Origin of the sequence: Microbulbifer sp. JSM ZJ756 (genome assembly GCF_044383805.1) — a bacterium.
Taxonomy (GTDB): Bacteria; Pseudomonadota; Gammaproteobacteria; order Pseudomonadales; family Cellvibrionaceae; genus Microbulbifer; species Microbulbifer zhoushanensis.
In genome coordinates this window covers 208,862-222,650 of sequence record NZ_JBISER010000005.1, presented here as the reverse complement: position 1 = coordinate 222,650, position 13,789 = coordinate 208,862, and the positions used below count along the sequence as shown (strand labels likewise).

13 protein-coding genes are annotated in these 13,789 nt (G+C 62.9%); 3 read left to right on the top strand and 10 right to left on the bottom strand.

The genetic code is table 11. The annotated features are described in order from the left end of the window. Positions 1–152 precede the first annotated feature (152 nt). The 4 genes from holA to leuS all read right to left on the bottom strand — a co-directional run bounded on the left by holA (position 153) and on the right by leuS (position 4,873). Positions 153–1,154 carry a DNA polymerase III subunit delta gene (gene holA, locus ACH6CX_RS10395; RefSeq protein ID WP_233006023.1) on the bottom strand — a complete coding sequence of 334 codons (1,002 nt, stop codon included), beginning with the start codon at positions 1,152–1,154 and terminating at the stop codon, positions 153–155. Positions 1,155–1,171: 17 nt separating this feature from the next. Continuing rightward, positions 1,172–1,699 carry an LPS assembly lipoprotein LptE gene (gene lptE, locus ACH6CX_RS10390; protein WP_233006022.1) on the bottom strand — a complete coding sequence of 176 codons (528 nt, stop codon included), beginning with the start codon at positions 1,697–1,699 and terminating at the stop codon, positions 1,172–1,174. Further along, positions 1,696–2,184, bottom strand: a complete 489-nt coding sequence (locus ACH6CX_RS10385) for a hypothetical protein (protein ID WP_233006021.1) — start codon at positions 2,182–2,184, stop codon at positions 1,696–1,698. The genes lptE and ACH6CX_RS10385 overlap by 4 nt, the downstream gene beginning before the upstream one ends. Positions 2,185–2,275: 91 nt before the next feature. Beyond that, positions 2,276–4,873 (bottom strand): leucine--tRNA ligase, encoded by a 2,598-nt coding sequence (leuS, locus tag ACH6CX_RS10380; protein ID WP_396675384.1) that lies wholly within the window; start codon positions 4,871–4,873, stop codon positions 2,276–2,278. 91 nt (positions 4,874–4,964) lie between these two features. Between leuS and ACH6CX_RS10375 the strand changes: the two genes are divergently transcribed. The 3 genes from ACH6CX_RS10375 (at position 4,965) to ACH6CX_RS10365 (ending at position 6,888) form a co-directional block, all read left to right on the top strand. Then, the gene (locus ACH6CX_RS10375) at positions 4,965–5,414 is read left to right on the top strand and encodes a zinc ribbon-containing protein (RefSeq protein WP_233006019.1); all 450 of its coding nucleotides are present in this window, start codon (positions 4,965–4,967) and stop codon (positions 5,412–5,414) included. Next, complete coding sequence (locus ACH6CX_RS10370; protein ID WP_233006018.1) at positions 5,414–6,193, top strand: YdcF family protein; 780 nt, start codon at positions 5,414–5,416, stop codon at positions 6,191–6,193. The genes ACH6CX_RS10375 and ACH6CX_RS10370 overlap by 1 nt, the downstream gene beginning before the upstream one ends. Before the next feature lie 326 nt (positions 6,194–6,519). Next, complete coding sequence (locus ACH6CX_RS10365) at positions 6,520–6,888, top strand: hypothetical protein (protein WP_233006017.1); 369 nt, start codon at positions 6,520–6,522, stop codon at positions 6,886–6,888. A gap of 52 nt (positions 6,889–6,940) precedes the next feature. Here ACH6CX_RS10365 and ACH6CX_RS10360 read toward each other — a convergent pair whose 3' ends face one another. From ACH6CX_RS10360 to miaB, 6 genes are all read right to left on the bottom strand, one after another. Continuing rightward, the gene (locus tag ACH6CX_RS10360) at positions 6,941–7,855 is read right to left on the bottom strand and encodes a TIGR01777 family oxidoreductase (RefSeq protein WP_233006016.1); all 915 of its coding nucleotides are present in this window, start codon (positions 7,853–7,855) and stop codon (positions 6,941–6,943) included. A gap of 143 nt (positions 7,856–7,998) precedes the next feature. Beyond that, a complete protein-coding gene (lnt, locus tag ACH6CX_RS10355; RefSeq protein WP_233006015.1) occupies positions 7,999–9,558 on the bottom strand; it encodes an apolipoprotein N-acyltransferase in 1,560 nt (519 codons plus the stop codon). Positions 9,559–9,589: 31 nt separating this feature from the next. Beyond that, the gene (locus tag ACH6CX_RS10350) at positions 9,590–10,486 is read right to left on the bottom strand and encodes an HlyC/CorC family transporter (protein ID WP_370636787.1); all 897 of its coding nucleotides are present in this window, start codon (positions 10,484–10,486) and stop codon (positions 9,590–9,592) included. Between the two features lie 88 nt (positions 10,487–10,574). Then, positions 10,575–11,072, bottom strand: coding sequence for an rRNA maturation RNase YbeY (ybeY, locus tag ACH6CX_RS10345; RefSeq protein WP_334079084.1), 498 nt, complete (start codon positions 11,070–11,072; stop codon positions 10,575–10,577). 20 nt (positions 11,073–11,092) lie between these two features. Then, on the bottom strand, positions 11,093–12,127 hold the full coding sequence (locus ACH6CX_RS10340; RefSeq protein ID WP_233006013.1) for a PhoH family protein: 1,035 nt from the start codon (positions 12,125–12,127) through the stop codon (positions 11,093–11,095). Positions 12,128–12,304: 177 nt separating this feature from the next. Then, positions 12,305–13,684: a tRNA (N6-isopentenyl adenosine(37)-C2)-methylthiotransferase MiaB gene (miaB, locus tag ACH6CX_RS10335; protein WP_237064022.1), complete on the bottom strand. Its 1,380-nt coding sequence runs from the start codon at positions 13,682–13,684 to the stop codon at positions 12,305–12,307. Positions 13,685–13,789: the final 105 nt, after the last annotated feature.

The following is a 13,789-nucleotide window of genomic DNA, read 5'->3' as shown; positions in this document are numbered from 1 at the left end:
CCGCCGCCTGCGGTCAGGCAGCGTGGCAACCTACAATCTAGCCGTGGTGGAGTCCAAAGCAAACTGTAATTCCTGCCAACGCCGATGATCTTTCCGGTGCCTGATCGCGGGACAGGATTCGGTATGGCGCGTTGGAATGCAGGCGCGAAAGGTCAGAGGCTGCGCCGGCCGGACAGGTTGATGGTCAGCTCCAGCAGTCCGGCCCAGGGATCCTGGTCCCGGCCGCCCTTGATGGCGCCGTCCACTGCCCGTGCCCGCAACAGCAGGGCTTCCAGCTGGCGGGGATGCAGGCGCGACAGGGCGGATTGCACCAGTGGCTGGCGCTTCTGGATACGCACCAGGCGGCTGAGCGGCTGGCCCTGGTCGAGTTTTTCACCGATCTCCAGCAGGCTGCGGATTTCCCGCGCGATAGCCCAGAGTACCACCGGTGCCTCGACACCCTCGGCACGCAGCCCCTGCAGGGTGCGCACGGCATTCTCCGCGTCACCCGCCAGGGCCCGGTCGATCAGGCCGAAGACATCATAGCGCGCCGAGCTGGCGACAGCGTGGCGCATGGTGTCGGCAGTAATCAGGTTGTCGTCGCTTAACAGTTTGAGCTTGTCGATTTCCTGCCGTGCTGCCAGCAGGTTGCCCTCAACGCGCTCGGCGAGAATCTGTATTGCCTCGGGCTCCGCGTCCAGCCCCGCCGCGCGCAGGCGCTGGTGGATCCAGCGTGGCATTTCCTGTGTGTCCACCGGCCACACCTGCAGTATCACGCCGCGCTGGTCCAGCGCCTTGACCCACTTGCTGTTGAGCTGCGAGCGATCCAGTCGCGGCAACACCAGCAGCAGTAACAGGTCCTCACTGGCGAGCCGGGCGAACTCCTGCAGTGCCTTGCTGCCCTTGTCTCCGGGCTTGCCATTCGGCAGCCGCACCTCGATCACTTTTCGCTCGGCAAAAAGCGACATACTGCCCGCAGAGGCCAGCAGCTGGCCCCAGTCAAAATTGGCCTCGGCATGCAGCAGCTCCCGCTCACTGAATCCCTGCTGCCTGGCTGCGGCGCGAATGCTGTCGCAACATTCCTGCACCAGCAGCGGTTCGTCGCCGGATACCAGGTAAATGGGGGCCAGGCCCTGTTTCAGATTTTGCGGTAGCTGTCGGGGGTTGATGCGCATTACTGCTTTCCTGCCGATCAGTAAGAGCGGTCTGCGGGGCTGGCGTTCACATCGATCCGGCGCAGCCGGTCGATGATACGGCCGATCAGTTCGCGGCGCATTTCCTCGCGCAGCAGGAGTTCTTCCTCACCCTTGCTCACTACCTCGTTGTCATCCCACTCGAGAGTCCGGTAGACATCCGCCTGGGCGTTGTTGAGCAGCACCCGCCCGTTGGCGTCTCTCACGCTGTAAACCGCGCTGGTGATCAGTTCGTATTCCGATGCGCGTCCCTTGGCATCCACCGATACTGTGCGCTTGCGCTCAATCTCATCATGAATGACCAGCGTGTAGTCGGCGAGTTCGGGCGACTCCGCCATCGGCAGGCCGCTGCTCTGTAGCAGGCGCGTAAGCCGTGCGGCGATATCACTCTGGGTGTCCTGTGCAGTGATATAGAGCTGGCTGCCGGGAGGAAAATTCTTCGGGGCGCCGCGCAGGTGCCAGCCACAGCCGGTGGCGATGATGGCAATAAGGGCAATGGTCAGTGAACGTCGGAGAGTTTTTATCATTGTTTATGGGAGTAAAATTGCAGGTTGAGTTTTTGCGGGCGCGCGCCGCCGGTCACGGCGTGTAACGCCGGCGCATCACCAAAGACCAGGCGCCCGTCGACGATGGCGATAATCTGCTGGATCTGCTGGCCGGCCCCGGGCAGCTCCATCTGGCCGCTGCGCATTTCGGCAACATCGATATCGATTTCCCGCGCGGTTTTACCGCTGGCGAGAGCCAGCGGCTTGCCCAGGCGATAGCGCCCGGTGGAAACAATGTCCATGCTCATGGCGTTGGTGCAGCTGGCGTCCAGATAGAACCTGGAACGCGCCCGGTATCTGCCCGCATCGCTGAATTCGCTGGCGATCTGCACATACCTGCCGGACGTCTCCTTGCACTGGCTCAGCCATTTGCCCACCAGCTGCTGGTCGAGCGATTCCGTCCCGGTGTCTGCGTGTATGCCTGTGGCCAGCAGGGTTGCGGCCAGGGTAGCCAGGGTTCTGCTCATTGTCGTGTCCCCCTCGGGTAAGCGAGTCTGTAGATGGCGGCGGAACCGGGGCGCTGCCGCCGGACCGCCACGCGGGGCATCCGCAGGTCGCTTACTTGGCAACAACGTTGACCAGTTTACCCGGTACGACAATTACTTTGCGCACCATGGCATCGCCGATAAATTTCTGCACGTTGTCATTGGACAGCGCCAGCTTCTCCAGGGTTTCCTTATCGGCATCCGCGGGGACATCCAGCTTGGCCCGTACCTTGCCATTCACCTGTACTACCAGCGTAATGCTGGAGCGCACCAGGGCCTGCTCATCCACGGCGGGCCACTCGGCGTCCACCAGGGGGGTATCGTTACCCAGGGCCGCCCAGAGCTGGTGGCAGATGTGCGGGGTGACCGGGGCCAACAGCTGTACCGCGGCCTCCAGTGCCTCACGCTCCACTGCCAGGCCCTGGTCGCTGTCGCGCTGGGCGAGCTTGCCTACTTCGTTCAGCAACTCCATCACTGCGGCAACGGCCGTGTTAAAGGTCTGGCGGCGACCGTAATCGTCGCTGACCTTCTGGATGGTCTCATGGGTCTTGCGGCGCAACTGCTGTTGCTGGTCACCGAGGCTGCCGGGCTCGATGGCAACCTTGCTGCCGCCGGCGGCAATATGGCCATGCACAGTCTTCCACAGTTTGCGCAGGAAGCGGCTCGCGCCCTCCACGCCCGCATCGTGCCACTCCAGGGTCTGCTCGGGCGGGGCGGCGAACATGGTGAACAGGCGTACGGTATCGGCGCCATACTGCTCCACGGCCGCATGGGGGTCGATGCCGTTGTTCTTGGATTTGGACATCTTGACCACGCCGCCGGCAATCACTTCCTCGCCGGTGGCGCGCTCCACGGCTTTTACCGCCTTGCCCTTGTCATCCCGCTCGACGTCCACATCTGCCGGGTTGATCCAGGTCTTGTGGCCGTTCTCCTCCCGGTAAAAGGACTCGGCCAGTACCATGCCCTGGCACAGCAGCTGCTTGAATGGCTCGTCGCTGTTGACCAGGCCCTCGTCGCGCATCAGCTTGTGGAAGAAACGCGCATACAGCAGGTGCAGGATAGCGTGCTCGATACCGCCCACATACTGGTCTACAGGCAGCCAGTAGTTGGCGCGGTCCGGGTCCAGCATGCCCTCCTCGAAGTCGGGGCAGGTGTAGCGGGCGTAGTACCAGCTGGACTCCATAAAGGTGTCAAAGGTGTCGGTCTCGCGCTCGACGGGCTCGCCGTTGAGGTCGTCCACACGCCATTCCGGGTCGGCCTTGATGGGCGACTGGACCCCGTCCAGCTCCACGTCCTCAGGCAAGAGGATCGGCAGCTTTTCCGCCGGCACCGGGATCTCGCCCCCGTCGGGCAGGTTGAACATGGGTATGGGCGCGCCCCAGTAGCGCTGGCGGGATACACCCCAGTCACGCAGGCGGAAGTTGGTGGTGACGCGGCCCTTGCCCGCTGCCTTGAGAGCGTCGGCAATGGCATTGAAAGCGGCGTCGAAGTCGAGGCCATCGAAGCCGCCGGAATTTACCAGTACGCCCTTGTCGACAAATGCCTCCTGCTCCAGGTCGACAGTCTCTTCGCCGTTGGGCGCCACTACCTGTTTGATCGGCAGGCCGTACTTGCGCGCGAACTCCCAGTCGCGCTGGTCGTGGGCGGGCACCGCCATCACCGCACCGGAGCCATAATCCATCAGCACGTAGTTGGCCACCCAAACCGGGATTTCCTCGCCGGTGATTGGATGGATGGCCACCAGTCCGGTGTCCATGCCCTTCTTTTCCATGGTGGCCATGTCGGCCTCGGACAGGGACTGCTTCTTGCACTCGTCAATGAAGGCTTTGAGTTCGGCGTTGTCTTCCGCCAGCGCCAGCGAGATGGGGTGCTCCGCGGCCAGGGAGACATAGGTGACGCCCATCAGGGTGTCCGGGCGGGTGGTGTAGACATCGAAATGGTCCACGCCGGCAACGGTCCGGGGCAGGGCAAAGCTCAGCTCGACGCCCTTGCTCTTGCCAATCCAGTTGCGCTGCATGGTGCGGACCTGCTCCGGCCAGTGGGGCAGCTTGTCCAGGTCGTCCAGCAGCTCCTGGGCGTAGTCGGTAATCTTGATAAACCACTGGGCCAGCTCACGGCGCTCGACAGTGGTGCCGCAGCGCCAGCAGCAGCCGTCTTCCACCTGCTCATTGGCCAGTACGGTGGCGTCGTGGGGACACCAGTTGACTGCAGAGTTCTTTTTGTACACCAGCCCCTTTTCGTACAGGCGGGTGAAGAACCACTGTTCCCAGCGGTAGTAGGAAGGCTGGCAGGTGGCCAGCTCGCGGGACCAGTCGAAACCGAAGCCGAGCGCCTTCAGCTGGCCTTTCATGTAATCGATATTGGCGTAGGTCCACTTTGCAGGGGCAGTCTTGTTCTGGATCGCCGCATTCTCGGCCGGCAGGCCGAAGGCATCCCAGCCCATGGGGTGCAGGACATTCTTGCCCTGCATACGCTGGAAGCGCGAGATCACGTCGGTAATGGTGTAGTTGCGCACGTGGCCCATGTGCAGCTTGCCGCTGGGGTAGGGGAACATCGACAGGCAGTAGAATTTTTCCTTACTGGCGTCCTCCGTCACCTCAAAGCTTTTCTGCTCCTCCCAGTGTTGCTGGGCGGCGGCCTCGACTGCGGCGGGGTTGTACTGCTCTTCCATCGGCGGGAACCTATACTCTTGTGATTCATTTCTTGGTCAAATAGCCATCTACCGGATAGGCTGGCGAGCGCCGAATTATATGGGGGATGCCATGGCGAAGGAACCGAAGTTGCCACAGGAAGACGATCTGGCGGAAGAACTGCGCCGCGATCTGGAAAATCTGATCGAGGATGAGCTGGCGGTGGAAGACCTGACCGCCAACAAGGCCGCTTTCCTGCGCGCCTGGTTAAAAGATGACCTGCACCGTGCAGTCGACTACCTACGGGGGCTCGGCGGGGAGTTGCAGACCCTGGAGGAGCGCACCGGCGACTGGCTACTGGATGCCGCCGACCCCACGGAGACCGCCTGGCCCAACCTGATGCGTTGTATCCGCTCCGGTGAGCCCTGGGCGCTGGCCGGGGAGATTGTCGGTCCTGACGAGGAGCTGCAGTGCCTCGGTTGCGGCTATCGCGCCCTGCCGCCCCGCGGCAGCCAGATCACCCCCTGTCACCGCTGTGGCTACGGCTGCTTCCGCCAGATCAAGGGTGGTCTGCAGGAATAATGGAGTTGCAGGCAATACTGACCACACTGGTGCTGCCGCCGCTTGCACCATTATTGGGCATGGTGCTGGCTTTCGTATTCTGGTGTTTCCCGGAATCCTCCCCTGTCGCCAAACTGTCACTGCCACTGGCTATGCTCTCGTTTGCCGTGCTGTGGATTTGTGCGACACCGGCCTTCTCCGCCTGGCTGGGTGCGCGCCTGGTGGGAGAATCGATTGAGACCCAGAGCGTGCCCCAGGCCGTCGTGGTGCTTGGGGGTGGCCGTTACCGGGACGGGAATTCCGGTAACGAACGCCTGTCGGCCACCAGCCTGGAGCGGGTGAGTTGGGCTGCCCGGGAGGCGCCGGCACAGTTGCCAGTGCTGGTCTCAGGCGGACGTGTATACGAGGCGGAACGCGCCCCGGAAGCGGAGCTTATGGCGTCGGCGATGCAGGATTTGCTGCAGCGGCCGGTGACTTGGCGCGACAATTGCAGTCGCACTACCGCGGAAAATGCCGTTAACAGTGCGAGTATTCTGCATGATTCCGGGGTTGAGAGTGTGGTGCTGGTCACCCACTGGTGGCATATGCCGCGGGCAGCGCGGGTATTCGCCCGGGCCGGCCTGCAGGTAAAGCCGTTGCCGGTGGGCAGTGCCGCAGAACTGTTGCCCCGTGCCCAGGAAGGGCTGCTGCGCTGGATGCCCAGTGCCGGGGCCCTGTTGCGAACCCAGGTCTACTGGCGGGAAGTGCTGGCCTCTGCGTGGTACCACTGGCGACCCCTGCCACCGGAATATAACTGTTAAGCGGTGGCGTTCCGGCCCGTATCGGTCGCAGAAGTAGTGCCGGGGCAGTTAAATCGCTGGCCAGACGGGAACCCTGGCGTTGTGGCCGGTTCAAAGATCCGGTCACTCTTTGAGCTTGTCCAGTTTGGGGCCGCGCACTAAGATGTCCACCCCACCGCAGTGACAGCAGGCTGGCTCGGGCCGCCAATCATGCAAGCGCCAGATGCCAGCGGGCTTTTCCGGACACAAGGTATTGCCTGGTAGCCATTACCAGCGGATAAAAAAGAATTTTGCAGTCGGAGCGCCGCTGTGGTCAGTAAAGATAAAAATAACAGAGGTACCCAGAGATGACGGACCTGCCTTCATCCTTCTCCCCGATCCAGTTGCATAACCGGCTCAATCGCCCGGTATGGCTGGGCATCAGGCGCGTGCAGCGCGACGGCCGCGAGCTGGTGTTCCTGACCGCGAGTACCAGCGGCCTGGTCAGCAAGAACTTCGAAACCTTTGCCGGACAGGTAGTGCGTGAGTTTCACCTGGACCCGGCGCAGACCGATTTCATTGAAGTGCGTGGTGATGGTGAAGAGTGGCACTGGATTCGCTGGCATGCCCAGTGGGTGGGCTCCGCTCCGATGGAATGCCGCTCTGAAGAGGTGGTGGCGGTATCCAGTCGTCGTTACCTGGAGCAGGCGCTCGAGCAGCGTACTGAGGCCGCCTGACGGGCGGTCGGGGGCGTAATGAACCTGTAGGCAGCAAACGGGGGCAGGGATATCAGGCTCGTGCCTTGTTCGCGTGGCCATTCTCCAGCAGGTCCGCCAGGGCCTGCTCCAGGGTCGGGAAGCGAAAGCTGTAGCCGCTGTCCAGGGCGGTGCGCGGTTCCATCTTCTGGCTCGCCAGCAGCAATTCCTCGGCCATCTGGCCAAACATCAGCTTCAGCATCCACGCGGGCGTGCGCATCAGGCACGGCCGGTGTAGCTGCTTGGCCAGCAGGCGGGAGAAACTGTTGTTGGTAACTGCCTCGGGTGCGCAGGCATTGAATGGCTGGCACAGGTGGTGATCGATGGCGTGCAGCATCAGGCCGACGATGTCCTCCTCGTGAATCCAGCTCATCCAGTGCTCACCGGTACTCATCGGGCCGCCAAGACCAAGGCGAAATGCCGGCAGCATCTGCGGCAGGGCTCCACCACGGGTGGATAGCACAATGGAGGTGCGCATGGTGCCAACACAGATGCCGGCCTGCTGCAGGGGCAGGGTGGCCGCCTCCCAGTCACGGCAGAGCTGGGCCGCGAAGCCGCCACCGGGAGAGCTGCTCTCACGCAGGAGGTCGCCGCCGCGGTCGCCGTAGTAGCCCACCGCGGATCCCGACAGGACATAGGCCGGTCGCTGCGGTTGGGCCAGGGTCCACTCCACCAGTTTCTCGGTGGTCTCCACGCGGGAGCGGCGGATCTCGGCCTTGCGTTTGCTGGTCCAGCGGTGGCTGATGGGTTCCCCGGCCAGGTTGACGATGACGTCCACCGGGCCATTGACCTCGTGCAGCTCACGGCAGCCCTGCGCCGCCTCACCACACAGGTCGTGCACACGTTCCGGGCGCCGGCTCAACACGGTCAGAGAGTTTCCCCGGGCCAGCCAGTGCTGGCAGAACAGGCGGCCGATCAGCCCCGTGCCGCCAGTGATTAAACAGTGCATATTGCCAAGGGCGTCCTTGCCAGATCGTTTAAGTTGTTGATGTGACTGCATCATAGCAGGCCGCAAGGGCGGTGCAGGAGGTGGTACGAGGAAAGCTGCGTCTTGGCTCACCGGGGCGGGAGGACCGCCCCGCCAGCGGCTCGTCAGTCGGTTGCCTGGCCGGCGACAGCTGCCACTGCCGGCCCGCGACGGCGGATGCGCAGGGCGACGGCGGCGGCCAGCATCGGCAGCGCCAGTGCGAATACCAGGGAGATACCGGCCCACATAAACGGGGTGGAACCGCTCCTGCCGGTCACCTTCCCAATCATGTTGGCGCGCTGGAACTGCGGCAGCCGCTCCACGACCTGCCCCTGCGGGTCGACGATTGCGGTTACGCCGGTATTGGTGGCGCGCACCAGGTAGCGCCCGGTTTCCAGGGCGCGCATCTGCGCCATCTGCATATGCTGCAGCGGGCCGATGGAATCACCAAACCAGGCATCGTTGCTGATCGTGAGCAGGACCTGGGAGGTCTGTGCGGACCCGGCCACAAGTGTGGGATAGACAATCTCGTAGCAGATCAGCGGGGCCCAGGTGAGGCCGCCGGCAGCCAGGGGGGGCTGTTCGTCCGGTCCCGGGCGGATAAATGAAGTCGGCAGGTCAAAGAACTCGATAGTGCCCCGGATCCACTCCTCCAGCGGTACATATTCGCCGAAAGGCACCAGGTGGCGCTTGTGGTAGACGTGGGGGCTGCCGCCGAAGACCGCAGCAGAGTTGTGCACCACACGCAGCCCGTTATCGACCCGGTCGTAGAGCACGCCGGTGATCAGGTCGATCTTCGTTTCCTCGGCATTGCGTTGCAGCGTCGACATCAGGTTGGGGGCCTGGCTGTAGAGCAGTGGCAGGGCTGCCTCGGGCCATATGATCACCTCTGCACCGCTCTCGCCGAGTGCCCGGCTGCCGCTCTGGTAGCGATTGATGGTTTCAGCGCGAAACTCCGGCAGCCACTTCTTCTCCTGCGGGATATTAGCCTGCACCAGGCCCACGGTCACCGGTTCTCCGGTGGCGCGGGTCCACTCCACCTGCTCGAGCAGGGCACCGGCGGGCCATGGCAGCAGGGCCGCTACCAACAGGCCTACGCGTGTGCGCCGGGCCAGGGGCAGGGGGCGCCCCGCCACCAGCAGGGCCATGACAGCGGCGGTCAGCGCCAGCAGCAGGCCGATACCGAAGACGCTGAGCAGTGGTGCCCAGCCCGCCATCCAGGTACCGGTGTGCGCGTAGCCGGCATAGAGCCAGGGAAACCCGGTAAACAGCCAGCTGCGCAGCCATTCGCCGATAAACCACAGTGCGGGAAATGCCAGCGCAAATGGCAGGGCGCGGTCGGTAAAGCGACCGAGGAAATAGAAGGGCGCGGCCAGCATGGCCGCCAGGATCACCACAAAGCCGCCGGTCAGGAGCAGGCCCAGTGGCATGGAGGAGCCACCGAACTGGGTGATCGAGACATAAACCCAGGAACCGCCACTGCCGAATAGCCCCAGGCCGAACCAGAACGCCAGCCAGGCGCTGCTGCGCCCGCGCAGCTGCAGCCCCCCGCTGCGATGCAAAACCAGTCCGGCGAAGGCTGCCAGTGACAACAGGCCACACACCCAGAGATTGAACGGGGCGAAGGACAGTGTCATGAGCGCGCCCGCAGCGGCACTGGCAAGGGGGTAGATGAGTCTGCGCATGGGTTTTCGGTTCACTACAGGCGGCGCGGGGTTATTCCGCGTCGGTGGCCGGCGACTGCTGGCGGCTGAGCCGTAGCAGGTGCACCTGGCGGTTGTCCGCATAGAGTACCCGGAAGCGGAACTCGCCCAGCTGGGTGATCTCGTCGCGTCCTGGCAGGTGGCCGAAAGACTGCATCACCAGGCCGCCCACGGTATCGAACTCCTCGTCACTGAGCTCGCTGTCGAAGTACTCGTTGAAATCCTCGATCGGGGTAAGCGCCTTGACGATAAAGTCGTTGTCGCCCACCTTGCGGATAAAGCTGTCTTCCTCTTCCTCGTCGGTCTCGTCCTCGATCTCGCCGACGATTTCCTCGAGGATATCCTCAATGGTGACCACGCCGGATACACCGCCGTACTCATCGATCACCACAGCCATATGGTACCGGTTTTCGCGGAACTCACGCAGCAGGATATTCAGGCGCTTGCTCTCGGGAATGATATTGGCGGGGCGGATGATTTCCTCGAGGCTGAACTTCTCCAGCCCTTTGAGTACCAGCGGCAAGAGGTCCTTGGCCAGCAGGATGCCACGGATATCGTCCACGCTCTCGCCGATCACGGGGAAGCGTGAGTGCCCGGACTCAATGATCTTGGGCAGGAACTCCTCGGGGGAATCCTGCAGGCTGACCACAACCATCTGTGAGCGCGGAATCATGACCTCGCGCACCTGCTGGCTGGATACGTCCAGGGCGCCCTCGATAATCGATAGGGCCTCGGCGTCTACCAGCTTGTTTTCTGCTGCATCCTTGATGATATCCAGCAGTTCGTCGCGCGATTTTGGTTCGGCGGAAAACGCGCCAAACAGCTTTTCCAGCCAGTTTTTCTCCCCGGAACGGGGCTTGCTGGAGGATTGGCTACTTGGGGGTTCGTCAGTGGTCATGGATGTGGCCATGCTCCGTCTTTCTCTCTCTATATCTGTACATTAGTCGTACATCAGGGCCGCTACCGCAACTGCTGCGGGCGGCGTGAATGATCCGTCATCACTCCGGATGGCCCTGCGGGCGCCGGGTGTCCAGCCCCTGCGGGGGGCGGTACGGGTCCGGGAAACCCAGCTCCCCGAGCAGGCGGGTCTCCAGGGTCTCCATGATTTCTGCCTCGGCATCGTCAATATGATCGTAACCGAGCAGGTGCAGTGTGCCATGGACCACCATGTGTGCCCAGTGCGCAGGCAGGGCTTTGTGCTGCTGTTCCGCCTCCGCGGCAACCACCGGGGCACAGATTACCAGGTCCCCGAGCAGGGGCACGGCGATGTCTGCCGGCAGGTCCGCCGGGAATGAGAGTACGTTGGTGGGCTTGTCCTTGCCGCGGTATTGCCGGTTAAGCTCGCGGCTTTCCGCCTCATCGACGATGCGCACGCTCAGCTCTGCCTCATCGCGGTGGTCCCGCAGGGCGGTTGACGCCCACTCGGCGATCTGCTCATCAGAGGGGAGGTCGGTGCAGCGGCTGGGCCGCTGCACGTCCAGGTGGAGGTCAGTCATGGGGGTTGGGCATCACCGGGTCAGGCCGCGTTCTCGTCGGGTTTCCCCGCGAGGGCGTCACGCTCCGCCTCATGGGCGTCGTAAGCCTCCACAATACGCTGGACCAGCGGGTGGCGTACCACGTCCTTGGCTCCGAAATGGGTAAAGCTGATGCCGTTCACCTTGCCCAGGACCTCAATCGCATGGCGCAGGCCGGAGGCCTGTCCGCGGGGCAGGTCGATCTGGCTGGGGTCACCGGTAATCACGGCGGTGGAGCCGAAGCCGATCCGGGTCAGGAACATTTTCATCTGTTCGCGGGTGGTGTTCTGGCTCTCGTCCAGGATCACGAAGGCGTTGTTGAGGGTGCGGCCACGCATGTAGGCCAGCGGGGCCACCTCGATCACATTGCGCTCGATCAGCTTGCCCACGGTCTCGAAGCCCAGCATTTCAAACAGGGCGTCGTACAGCGGTCGCAGGTAGGGATCCACTTTCTGGCTCAGGTCGCCGGGCAGGAAGCCCAGCTTTTCGCCGGCCTCGACTGCCGGGCGCACCAGCAGGATCCGCTCCACCTCGTCCTTCAGCAGCGCTTCCACAGCGCAGGCGACGGCCAGGTAGGTCTTGCCGGTGCCAGCGGGGCCGATGCCGAAGTTGATATCGTTGGTCTGCACCGCGCGCACGTAGCGTCGCTGGTTCAGGCCCCGCGGGCGCACGGAGCATTTCTTGGTGCGGATCAGCACCACCGGCTCGGATTCCTCCGCGCTGCCTTCGCTGTCCCCTGTGCTCTTGTTCTGGAGCTCTTCCACGCCTGATTGCTGCAGGGCGAGGTGGATCTCCTCAGGCGTCAGGTGATCGTGGCTGCCGGTTTCGCGGTAGAGGAAGCTGAGCAGTTCCCCGGCGGCACGCGCCGACTCTGGTTCACCGTAAAACGCGAACTCGTTGCCGCGATTGCGGATCTCGATATCCAGTCGCTGTTCTATCTGGCGCAAGTGTTGGTCGAATTGGCCACAGAGGTTGGCCAGGCGGCGGGCGTCGTTGGGCTCAAGGGTGATGCTGTGAGCGAGGGTATGTGTTTCCAAATTGGTTTCCGTGCACCTATATCCGGGATTTCATTGCTAGGGTATACCCATTTTCCCTGTAGGGGAAAGGGCGGGCTGTGACGAATCGGTTCTAAGCTTATAAGGCCTTTATACCAGGCTGGTATTACAGAACCGGGACGCCGTCCTCTGCCTGCCGCCAGCCTGGATGGGGTGCCGCTAGAACAGCGGCCCCTCCAGTTCCGAGGTCACCAGCGTGCCGCGCAGCGAGTTTGGCAATGCTTCCTCGATCACCACATCGGCGAACTTGCCGATCAGGGCCATATCGTCGGCACGGAAATTGACTACGCGGTTGTTTTCGGTCCGGCCCTGCAGCTGGCCCGGGTCCTTCCTGGAGACGCCGGTTACCAGCACCCGCTCGGTGTTGCCCACCATGCGGCGGGCAATCTCCGCCGCCTGCTGGTTGATACGGTGCTGCAGCAGCTGCAGGCGCTGCTTTTTCACTGCTTCGGGGGTGTCGTCCGGCAGGTCGGCGGCCGGGGTGCCCGGGCGCGCCGAGTAAATAAAGCTGAAGGAAATGTCAAAACCCACGTCCTGGATCAGCTTCATGGTGGCCTCGAAATCCTGCTCGGTCTCCCCCGGGAAGCCGATAATAAAGTCGGAAGACAGGCAGATTTCCGGGCGGATCTTCTTCAGTCGACGGATCTTGGATTTGTACTCCAGCGCCGTATGGCCTCGCTTCATCGCCATCAGGATACGGTCGGAGCCGCTCTGGACCGGCAGGTGCAGGTGGTTTACCAGCTCCGGAACTTCGGCGTAGACATCGATCAGTGCGTCGGAAAACTCTACCGGGTGGGAGGTGGTGTAACGGATACGGTCGATCCCGTCGATGGCCGCCACGTAGGTGATCAGTTCGGCAAAATCCACCACCTGGCCGTCGTCACCGGTGGCCCGGTAAGCGTTCACATTCTGGCCCAGCAGGTTGACCTCGCGCACACCCTGGTCCGCCAGGTGCGCCACTTCCTCCAGCACGTCTGCCACCGGGCGGCTGACCTCCTCGCCACGGGTGTAAGGCACGACACAGAAGGTGCAGTACTTCGAGCAGCCCTCCATGATGGAGACAAAGGCGGTGGCGCCGTCGGCCTCAGGCTGGGGCAGGCGGTCGAACTTCTCGATTTCCGGGAAAGTGACATCCACCACTACAGCACCGTTTTTCTGTTCCCGGGTCTGCATCATGTCCGGCAGGCGGTGCAGGGTCTGCGGACCAAAAATCAGGTCCACGTAGGGTGCGCGTTTGGAGATGGCCTCGCCCTCCTGGCTCGCCACGCATCCGCCGACGCCGATGATCAGCTCGGGATTCTTTTCCTTCAGGTGCTTCCAGCGCCCCAGCTGGTGGAACAGTTTTTCCTGGGCCTTCTCGCGGATAGAACAGGTGTTCACCAGCAGGACATCCGCATCCTCCGGGTCATCCGTCGGCACCATGGCGTGCGACTCCCCGAGCAGGTCACGCATGCGCGCCGAGTCGTACTCGTTCATCTGGCAGCCGTGGGTCTTGATATAGAGCTTTTTCACTTTTGCCTGGGGCGTGGTTTCGGACATAACTGGCCTGGTTAAAAACTGTGCAATCCAAAGGGGCGGGCATTATAGCGACCCGCGCCGGCACTGCATAGATGGCGGGGCAGCTACTATATGTGGGACTGCGGT